Origin of the sequence: Pseudomonas sp. PA27(2017), from assembly GCF_001945445.1 — a bacterium.
GTDB lineage: Bacteria > Pseudomonadota > Gammaproteobacteria > Pseudomonadales > Pseudomonadaceae > Aquipseudomonas.
Genome location: NZ_MSXW01000058.1, coordinates 192,696 through 201,008, shown reverse-complemented (window position 1 = coordinate 201,008; position 8,313 = coordinate 192,696). Strand labels below are relative to the sequence as shown.

17 protein-coding genes are annotated in these 8,313 nt (G+C 56.8%); all 17 read left to right on the top strand.

What is annotated here, in order from left to right:
• A partial coding sequence (gene tuf, locus BVH06_RS21275; protein WP_075935393.1) for an elongation factor Tu occupies nucleotides 1–947 on the top strand: 947 nt, incomplete at its 5' end.
• A 183-nt stretch (nucleotides 948–1,130) separates the two neighbouring features.
• The gene (rpsJ, locus tag BVH06_RS21270; protein ID WP_013789756.1) at nucleotides 1,131–1,442 is read left to right on the top strand and encodes a 30S ribosomal protein S10; all 312 of its coding nucleotides are present in this window, start codon (nucleotides 1,131–1,133) and stop codon (nucleotides 1,440–1,442) included.
• Nucleotides 1,443–1,524: 82 nt separating this feature from the next.
• On the top strand, nucleotides 1,525–2,160 hold the full coding sequence (gene rplC, locus BVH06_RS21265; protein WP_013789757.1) for a 50S ribosomal protein L3: 636 nt from the start codon (nucleotides 1,525–1,527) through the stop codon (nucleotides 2,158–2,160).
• Nucleotides 2,161–2,172: 12 nt separating this feature from the next.
• Nucleotides 2,173–2,775: a 50S ribosomal protein L4 gene (gene rplD / locus BVH06_RS21260; RefSeq protein WP_013789758.1), complete on the top strand. Its 603-nt coding sequence runs from the start codon at nucleotides 2,173–2,175 to the stop codon at nucleotides 2,773–2,775.
• Nucleotides 2,772–3,074, top strand: coding sequence for a 50S ribosomal protein L23 (gene rplW, locus BVH06_RS21255; protein WP_013789759.1), 303 nt, complete (start codon nucleotides 2,772–2,774; stop codon nucleotides 3,072–3,074). The genes rplD and rplW overlap by 4 nt, the downstream gene beginning before the upstream one ends.
• 14 nt (nucleotides 3,075–3,088) lie before the next feature.
• Nucleotides 3,089–3,913, top strand: coding sequence for a 50S ribosomal protein L2 (rplB, locus tag BVH06_RS21250; RefSeq protein ID WP_013789760.1), 825 nt, complete (start codon nucleotides 3,089–3,091; stop codon nucleotides 3,911–3,913).
• A 16-nt stretch (nucleotides 3,914–3,929) separates the two neighbouring features.
• A complete protein-coding gene (gene rpsS, locus BVH06_RS21245) occupies nucleotides 3,930–4,205 on the top strand; it encodes a 30S ribosomal protein S19 (RefSeq protein ID WP_013789761.1) in 276 nt (91 codons plus the stop codon).
• Between the two features lie 11 nt (nucleotides 4,206–4,216).
• Complete coding sequence (gene rplV / locus BVH06_RS21240) at nucleotides 4,217–4,549, top strand: 50S ribosomal protein L22 (protein WP_003103908.1); 333 nt, start codon at nucleotides 4,217–4,219, stop codon at nucleotides 4,547–4,549.
• Nucleotides 4,550–4,562: 13 nt separating this feature from the next.
• Nucleotides 4,563–5,249 carry a 30S ribosomal protein S3 gene (gene rpsC / locus BVH06_RS21235; RefSeq protein WP_075935385.1) on the top strand — a complete coding sequence of 229 codons (687 nt, stop codon included), beginning with the start codon at nucleotides 4,563–4,565 and terminating at the stop codon, nucleotides 5,247–5,249.
• 12 nt (nucleotides 5,250–5,261) lie between these two features.
• Nucleotides 5,262–5,675, top strand: a complete 414-nt coding sequence (gene rplP, locus BVH06_RS21230) for a 50S ribosomal protein L16 (protein ID WP_003243901.1) — start codon at nucleotides 5,262–5,264, stop codon at nucleotides 5,673–5,675.
• Nucleotides 5,675–5,866: a 50S ribosomal protein L29 gene (gene rpmC, locus BVH06_RS21225; protein WP_013789763.1), complete on the top strand. Its 192-nt coding sequence runs from the start codon at nucleotides 5,675–5,677 to the stop codon at nucleotides 5,864–5,866. Before rplP ends, rpmC begins: the two co-directional genes overlap by 1 nt.
• Nucleotides 5,867–5,868: 2 nt before the next feature.
• Nucleotides 5,869–6,135, top strand: coding sequence for a 30S ribosomal protein S17 (gene rpsQ, locus BVH06_RS21220; RefSeq protein ID WP_003243904.1), 267 nt, complete (start codon nucleotides 5,869–5,871; stop codon nucleotides 6,133–6,135).
• Nucleotides 6,136–6,158: 23 nt separating this feature from the next.
• A complete protein-coding gene (rplN, locus tag BVH06_RS21215) occupies nucleotides 6,159–6,527 on the top strand; it encodes a 50S ribosomal protein L14 (RefSeq protein ID WP_002555479.1) in 369 nt (122 codons plus the stop codon).
• Between the two features lie 11 nt (nucleotides 6,528–6,538).
• Nucleotides 6,539–6,853: a 50S ribosomal protein L24 gene (gene rplX / locus BVH06_RS21210; protein WP_003463290.1), complete on the top strand. Its 315-nt coding sequence runs from the start codon at nucleotides 6,539–6,541 to the stop codon at nucleotides 6,851–6,853.
• A 19-nt stretch (nucleotides 6,854–6,872) separates the two neighbouring features.
• Nucleotides 6,873–7,412, top strand: coding sequence for a 50S ribosomal protein L5 (gene rplE, locus BVH06_RS21205; RefSeq protein ID WP_013789764.1), 540 nt, complete (start codon nucleotides 6,873–6,875; stop codon nucleotides 7,410–7,412).
• Between the two features lie 13 nt (nucleotides 7,413–7,425).
• Complete coding sequence (gene rpsN, locus BVH06_RS21200; RefSeq protein ID WP_013789765.1) at nucleotides 7,426–7,731, top strand: 30S ribosomal protein S14; 306 nt, start codon at nucleotides 7,426–7,428, stop codon at nucleotides 7,729–7,731.
• A 184-nt stretch (nucleotides 7,732–7,915) separates the two neighbouring features.
• Nucleotides 7,916–8,308, top strand: a complete 393-nt coding sequence (rpsH, locus tag BVH06_RS21195; RefSeq protein WP_013789766.1) for a 30S ribosomal protein S8 — start codon at nucleotides 7,916–7,918, stop codon at nucleotides 8,306–8,308.
• The last annotated feature ends 5 nt before the right edge of the window (nucleotides 8,309–8,313 follow it).

The following is an 8,313-nucleotide window of genomic DNA, read 5'->3' as shown; positions in this document are numbered from 1 at the left end:
CGGGTCACGCTGACTACGTCAAGAACATGATCACCGGTGCTGCCCAGATGGACGGCGCTATCCTGGTTTGCTCGGCCGCTGATGGTCCGATGCCGCAAACTCGTGAGCACATCCTGCTGTCCCGTCAGGTAGGCGTTCCGTACATCGTTGTCTTCCTGAACAAGGCTGACATGGTTGACGACGCTGAGCTGCTGGAGCTGGTCGAGATGGAAGTTCGCGATCTGCTGAGCACCTACGACTTCCCGGGCGACGACACTCCGATCATCATCGGTTCGGCGCTGATGGCTCTGAACGGCCAGGACGACAACGGCATGGGTACCACTGCTGTTAAGACCCTGGTTGAAACTCTGGACAGCTACATTCCAGAGCCGGTTCGTGCCATCGACCGTCCGTTCCTGATGCCGATCGAAGACGTATTCTCGATCTCCGGCCGCGGTACTGTAGTGACCGGTCGTGTAGAGCGCGGTATCGTCAAGATCCAGGAAGAAATCGAGATCGTTGGTCTGCGTGCTACCACCAAGACCACCTGTACCGGTGTCGAGATGTTCCGCAAGCTGCTCGACGAAGGTCGTGCTGGTGAGAACTGTGGCGTTCTGCTGCGCGGCACCAAGCGTGACGACGTAGAGCGTGGTCAGGTTCTGGCCAAGCCGGGCACCATCAAGCCGCACACCAAGTTCGAAGCTGAAGTGTACGTTCTGTCCAAAGAAGAAGGTGGTCGTCACACCCCGTTCTTCAAGGGCTACCGTCCGCAGTTCTACTTCCGTACCACTGACGTGACCGGTTCGTGCGAACTGCCGGAAGGCGTTGAGATGGTAATGCCGGGCGACAACATCAAAATGGTTGTCACCCTGATCAAGCCGATCGCCATGGAAGACGGCCTGCGCTTCGCCATTCGCGAAGGTGGTCGTACCGTTGGTGCTGGTGTTGTAGCAAAGATCGTCGAATAATCGATTGATCTGATTCCAAAAGAGCCCCCGCCCAGCGGGGGCTTTTTTATGGGCGGAAGATATCTGCTGGTTATTTTCTAACCGGGTTGACACTCCCTGGGGGCGTCTATAGAATCACGCCTCCTTTTAACGGGCGTATTGCGTCCGTTAACTGGGAATCGCAGCTTGGAATCTGAGGTCAAAATGCAAAACCAACAAATCCGTATACGGTTGAAGGCTTTTGACCATCGCCTGATCGATCAATCAACCCAGGAAATCGTGGAAACCGCGAAACGTACTGGTGCTCAGGTGCGTGGTCCGATTCCTCTGCCAACTCGCAAAGAGCGGTTCACCGTTCTGACTTCGCCACACGTCAACAAAGACGCTCGCGATCAGTACGAAATCCGCACTCATAAGCGTGTACTGGACATCGTCCAGCCAACGGATAAAACCGTTGATGCTCTTATGAAGCTCGATCTTGCGGCTGGCGTGGAAGTGCAGATCAGCCTCGGCTAAAACCTGGCGGTTTTAGTCGTGTAACGCTCTGAAATGGGCGGCCATAGCGGGTGAAAGCCCCGTACACTCATGAGGTTACAACATGACTATTGGTGTAGTCGGTCGTAAGTGCGGCATGACCCGCATTTTCACCGAAGAAGGTGTCTCCATTCCGGTCACGGTCATTGAGATCGAGCCGAATCGCGTCACCCAGTTCAAAACTGAGGAGTCCGATGGCTATCGTGCAGTGCAAGTCACTGTCGGCGAGCGTCGCGTTTCTCGTGTCAGCAAGGCTCAAGCCGGTCACTTCGCCAAGGCGAACGTCGCGGCAGGTCGTACCGTTCTGGAATTCCGTCTTGAAGAAGGCGACTACCAGGCTGGCGATCTGATCAACGCTGAAATTTTCCAAGCTGGTCAACTGGTCGACGTGACCGGTCAGTCCAAAGGTAAAGGCTTCGCCGGTACCATCAAGCGTTGGAACTTCCGCGGCCAAGACAACACCCACGGTAACTCCGTGTCCCACCGCGTTCCGGGTTCGATTGGCCAGTGCCAGACGCCGGGCCGTGTATTCAAGGGCAAGAAAATGTCCGGTCACATGGGTGCTGAGCGCGTGACTGTGCAGTCCCTGGAAGTAGTGCGCGTGGATGCTGAACGCAACCTGCTGCTGGTCAAGGGTGCCGTTCCTGGCGCTACTGGCGGCAACCTGGTTGTGCGTCCGGCTGCCAAGGCTCGCGGTTAAGGGGAAGCTGACATGCAATTAAATGTAAATGGCGCTCAAGCGATCGAAGTCTCCGATGCGACTTTCGGTGGCGACTACAACGAGACCCTGGTTCACCAAGCTGTCGTCGCCTACATGGCTGGCGGCCGTCAGGGCAGCAAGCAGCAGAAGACTCGTTCCGACGTTTCCGGTGGCGGTAAGCGCCCGTGGCGTCAGAAGGGTACTGGCCGCGCGCGTGCCGGTACCTCCCGTGGTCCGATCTGGCGTGGCGGTGGTGTGACCTTCGCAGCACGTCCGCAGAACCATGATCAGAAGCTGAACAAGAAGATGTATCGCGCTGCGATCCGTTCGATTCTTGCTGAGCTGGTCCGTAGCGACCGTCTGGTAGTGGTTGAAGACTTCGCTGTCGAAGCTCCGAAAACCAAAGAGCTGCTGGGCAAGCTGAATGGTCTGGGTCTGAGCGACGTTCTGATCGTCTCCGACGCCGTAGATCAAAATCTGTACCTGGCTGCTCGCAACCTGCCACACGTCGACGTTCGTGACGTGCAGGGTTCCGATCCGGTCAGTCTGATCGCGTATGAAAAGGTACTGGTTACCGTTTCTGCCGTGAAGAAATTCGAGGAGCTGCTGGGATGAACCAGGAACGCGTATTCAAAGTGCTGCTTGGCCCGCACATCTCCGAGAAGGCCACGACTCTGGCAGACAAGAAAAGCCAGTTCGTTTTCAAAGTTGCGACTGACGCAACCAAGCTGGAAATCAAGAAGGCCGTCGAAAGCCTGTTCAGCGTGAAGGTTCAGCATGTCACTACCCAGAACGTTCTGGGCAAGAGCAAGCGCACCGCTCGCGGTCTGGGCAAGCGTAACGACTGGAAGAAGGCGATCATCTCCCTTCAGCCAGGCCAGGATCTCGATTTCGCCACCAGCAGTGCTGAGTAAGGAAGGGGTGCATCATGGCAATCGTTAAATGCAAACCGACTTCCGCGGGCCGCCGTTTTGTGGTCAAGGTGGTCAATCAGGAGCTGCACAAAGGCGCTCCTCATGCTCCACTGCTCGAGAAGAAGTCGAAGTCTGGCGGTCGTAACAACAACGGCCGTATCACCACCCGTCATATCGGTGGTGGTCACAAGCAGCATTACCGTCTGGTCGATTTTCGTCGCAACGACAAAGATGGCATCCCTGCCACTGTCGAGCGCGTTGAATATGACCCGAACCGTACCGCGCACATCGCTCTGCTGAAATATGCCGATGGTGAGCGTCGTTACATCATCGCACCGAAAGGTGTGAGCGCCGGCGATCAGCTGGTTGCAGGTTCGATGGCGCCGATCAAGGCCGGCAACAGCCTGCCGCTGCGTAACATTCCGGTGGGTTCGACCGTTCACGGTATCGAGCTGAAGCCGGGTAAAGGTGCTCAAATCGCTCGTTCCGCTGGTGCTTCGGCTCAGCTGATCGCACGTGAAGGCGTCTACGTCACCCTGCGTCTGCGCAGCGGTGAAATGCGTAAAGTGCTGGCCGAATGCCGCGCGACCCTGGGTGAAGTCTCGAACTCCGAGCACAGCCTGCGTTCGCTGGGTAAAGCTGGTGCCAAGCGCTGGCGTGGCGTTCGCCCGACCGTTCGTGGTGTTGCCATGAACCCGGTCGACCACCCACACGGTGGTGGTGAAGGTCGTACCTCTGGTGGTCGTCATCCGGTGTCTCCATGGGGCTTCCCGACGAAGGGCGCGAAGACTCGTGGTAACAAACGCACCGACAACATGATCGTCCGTCGTCGCAAGTAACTAGAGGGATACGACAGTGCCACGTTCTCTGAAAAAAGGTCCTTTTATCGATCTTCACCTACTGAAGAAGGTCGAAGTGGCAGCAGAAAAGAACGATCGCAAACCGGTTAAAACCTGGTCGCGCCGTTCGATGATTCTGCCGCAGATGGTCGGTCTGACCATCGCCGTGCATAACGGTCGCCAACACGTCCCCGTTCTCGTGAACGAAGACATGGTCGGCCACAAACTGGGCGAATTTGCCGGCACCCGTACCTATCGTGGGCACGTGGCTGACAAGAAAGCCAAGCGTTAAGGGGTAAGGAAATGGAAGTAGCCGCTAAGTTGTCGGGCGCTCGCATCTCCGCCCAGAAAGCCCGCTTGGTCGCCGACCAGATCCGCGGGAAGAAGGTGGGCGAAGCGCTCAACCTGCTGGCTTTCAGCAGTAAGAAAGCCGCGGAAATCATGAAGAAAGTGCTGGAGTCGGCCGTGGCCAACGCCGAGCACAACGAAGGCGCCGACGTTGATGACCTGAAGGTCAGCACCGTTTTCGTCAACGAAGGGCGTTCGCTGAAGCGCATCATGCCGCGTGCCAAAGGCCGCGCTGATCGCATCGTCAAGCGGTCTTGCCATATCACTGTCAAGGTTGCGGACAAGTAACGGAGTCGATCAGATGGGTCAGAAAGTACATCCCACTGGCATTCGCCTGGGAATCGTCAAGGATCACACCTCCGTCTGGTACGCAGACGGCCGGACTTATGCGGACTACCTGTTCGCTGATCTGAAGGTGCGTGAGTATCTCCTCGACAAACTAAAAAGCGCGTCCGTAAGCCGTGTCGACATCGCTCGTCCGGCCCAAACCGCACGCATCACCATCTACACCGCTCGTCCCGGCATCGTGATCGGCAAGAAAGGTGAAGATGTTGAGAAGCTGCGTCAGGACCTGACCAAGCAAATGGGTGTGCCAGTGCACATCAATATCGAAGAGATCCGCAAGCCGGAGCTCGACGGTATGCTGGTTGCGCAGAGCGTAGCTCAGCAGCTGGAGCGTCGCGTTATGTTCCGTCGCGCCATGAAGCGCGCTGTACAGAACGCCATGCGTATTGGTGCCAAGGGCATCAAGATCCAGGTGAGTGGTCGTCTCGGCGGTGCGGAAATCGCACGTACCGAGTGGTATCGCGAAGGTCGTGTGCCGTTGCACACCCTGCGCGCTGACATTGACTATGCCACCTACGAAGCGCACACCACTTACGGTGTGATCGGTGTGAAGGTTTGGATCTTCAAGGGTGAGGTCATCGGTGGCCGCCATGAAGAGCTGAAGCCGCAAGCACCTGCGCCTCGTAAAGCTGCTAAGAAATAAGGAGTACGCATCATGTTGCAACCAAAGCGTACGAAGTTCCGCAAGCAGATGACCGGCCACAACCGTGGTCTGGCTCAGCGCGGTAGCAAGGTCAGCTTCGGCGAGTTCGCGCTGAAGTCCGTTGCCCGCGGTCGTCTCACCGCCCGTCAGATCGAGTCCGCTCGTCGTGCTCTGACTCGTCACGTCAAGCGTGGCGGGAAGATCTGGATTCGCGTTTTCCCGGACAAGCCGGTTACCAAGAAGCCTCTCGAGGTGCGTATGGGTAAAGGTAAGGGTGGCGTTGAATATTGGGTAGCCCAGATCCAGCCAGGCAAAGTCCTGTACGAGATCGAAGGCGTTTCCGAAGAGCTGGCGCGTGAGGCTTTCGCCCTGGCTGCTGCAAAGCTGCCGCTCGCCACCACCTTTGTTAAACGGACGGTGATGTGATGAAAGCGAAAGAACTTCGTGAAAAAAACGCAGAGCAGCTGAACGAGCAACTGCTCGGCCTGCTGCGCGACCAGTTCAATCTGCGCATGCAGAAAGCAACTGGCCAGTTGGGGCAGTCTCACCTGCTCTCGCAAGTTAAGCGCGACATCGCTCGTGTGAAAACTGTGCTCAACCAGCAGGCAGGTAAGTGATCATGGCCGAAGTTGAAAAAACAGTCCGTACGCTGACCGGCCGTGTCGTCAGCGACAAGATGGACAAGACCATCACCGTTCTGATCGAGCGTCGCGTAAAGCACCCGATCTACGGTAAATACGTCAAGCGTTCGACCAAGCTGCACGCTCACGACGAATCCAACCAGTGCAAGATCGGCGACAAGGTTTCCATCCGCGAAACCCGTCCGCAGTCCAAGACCAAGTCCTGGGCTCTGGTTGAAGTCGTCGAACGCGCCGTCGAAGTCTAAGAGCTAAGGGTCGGAGAAATTTTATGATTCAGACTCAATCCATGCTCGATGTGGCTGACAACAGCGGTGCACGTCGCGTCATGTGCATCAAGGTGTTGGGCGGTTCGCATCGTCGCTACGCCGGCATCGGCGACATCATCAAGGTCACCGTCAAGGAAGCAATTCCGCGCGGCAAAGTGAAGAAAGGTCAGGTCATGACCGCAGTGGTCGTTCGTACCCGTCACGGCGTTCGCCGTGCCGACGGTTCGATCATCCGCTTCGACGGCAACGCTGCTGTTCTGCTGAACAACAAGCAAGAGCCGATCGGTACCCGCATCTTCGGGCCAGTGACCCGTGAACTGCGTACCGAGAAGTTCATGAAGATCGTCTCGCTCGCCCCTGAAGTGCTTTAAGGAGATCCGACATGCAAAAGATTCGTCGTGACGACGAGATCATCGTGATCGCCGGCAAAGACAAAGGTAAGCGCGGTAAGGTGCTCAAGGTTCTCGCTGACGACCGTCTGGTCGTCGGTGGCATCAACCTGGTGAAGCGTCATACCAAGCCGAACCCGATGTCGGGCGTTCAAGGCGGTATCGTCGAGAAAGAAGCGCCACTGCACGCTTCCAACGTTGCCATTTTCAACAGCGAAACCAACAAGGCTGATCGCGTTGGTTTCAAAGTCGAAGACGGCAAGAAAATTCGTGTCTTCAAGTCCACCCAGAAGCCGGTTGGCGCTTGAGAATCATAGGTAAAACACCATGGCACGACTGAAAGAGATTTACCGGAAGGAAATCGCGCCCAAGCTGAAGGAAGAACTGAAGCTGGCGAACGTGATGGAAGTTCCGCGCATCACCAAGATCACCCTGAACATGGGCCTGGGCGAAGCGATCGGTGACAAGAAAGTCATCGAGAACGCCGTTGCCGACCTCGAGAAGATCACCGGTCAGAAAGTCGTTGTGACTCATGCCCGTAAGTCGATCGCAGGTTTCAAGGTTCGTGAAGGTTGGCCGATTGGCGTCAAGGTCACTCTGCGTCGCGAGCGTATGTACGAGTTCCTGGATCGTCTGCTGTCCATCTCCCTGCCGCGCGTGCGTGACTTCCGCGGCCTGAATGCCAAGTCCTTCGACGGCCGCGGCAACTACAGCATGGGCGTGAAAGAGCAGATCATCTTCCCGGAAATCGATTACGACAAGATCGATGCGCTGCGTGGTCTGGACATCACCCTGACCACCACTGCCCGTACGGATGATGAAGGCCGCGCTCTGCTGCGTGCTTTCAAATTCCCGTTCCGCAACTGATTGGAGTAGGAACATGGCCAAGACGAGCATGAAAAACCGCGAGCTGAAGCGTCAGCGCACGGTTGCCAAGTACGCCAAAAAGCGTGCCGAGCTGAAAGCCATCATCGTGGATCAGAACGCAACTCCAGAAGCACGTTGGGAAGCCAGCGTTGCCCTGCAGAAGCAGCCACGTGATGCCAGCGCTTCGCGTCTGCGCAACCGCTGCCGCATCACCGGCCGTCCGCACGGTGTATTCCGTAAGTTCGGTCTGTCGCGTATCAAGCTGCGTGAAGCAGCCATGCGCGGCGACGTACCAGGTCTGGTCAAAGCCAGCTGGTAAGCCGACGCGGCAAACGCCGGAGCTAGCTCCGGCGTACAAGCAATATGAATCAAGCCCCTTTTGGGGCTTGATTCATTTTTGATCAGTCTCTAGAATGCCCGGCTCGCCTGAGCCCGGATTTCCGTGAGTTCTGGTGATTCTTAGCCGAGAGGCTAATTCTTTTTGTATCAGGAGCGTCTAGCCCATGAGTATGCAGGACCCGTTAGCGGACATGCTAACTCGTATCCGTAATGCCCAGATGGCTGAAAAGTCCGTCGTAAGCATGCCTTCTTCTACCCTGAAGGTGGCTGTAGCCAAAGTTCTGAAAGACGAAGGTTATATTGCGGGTTATCAGATCAGCGGCGAAGCAAAGCCGCAGCTGTCCATCGAGCTGAAGTACTTCGAAGGCCGTCCGGTCATCGAAGAAGTCAAGCGCGTCAGCCGTCCCGGCCTTCGCCAGTACAAATCCGTCGATGATCTGCCGAAAGTTCGCGGCGGTCTCGGTGTTTCCATCGTCTCCACCAACAAGGGTGTGATGACGGACCGCGCTGCGCGCGCTGCCGGTGTCGGCGGCGAAGTGCTTTGCACTGTGTTCTAAGGGGG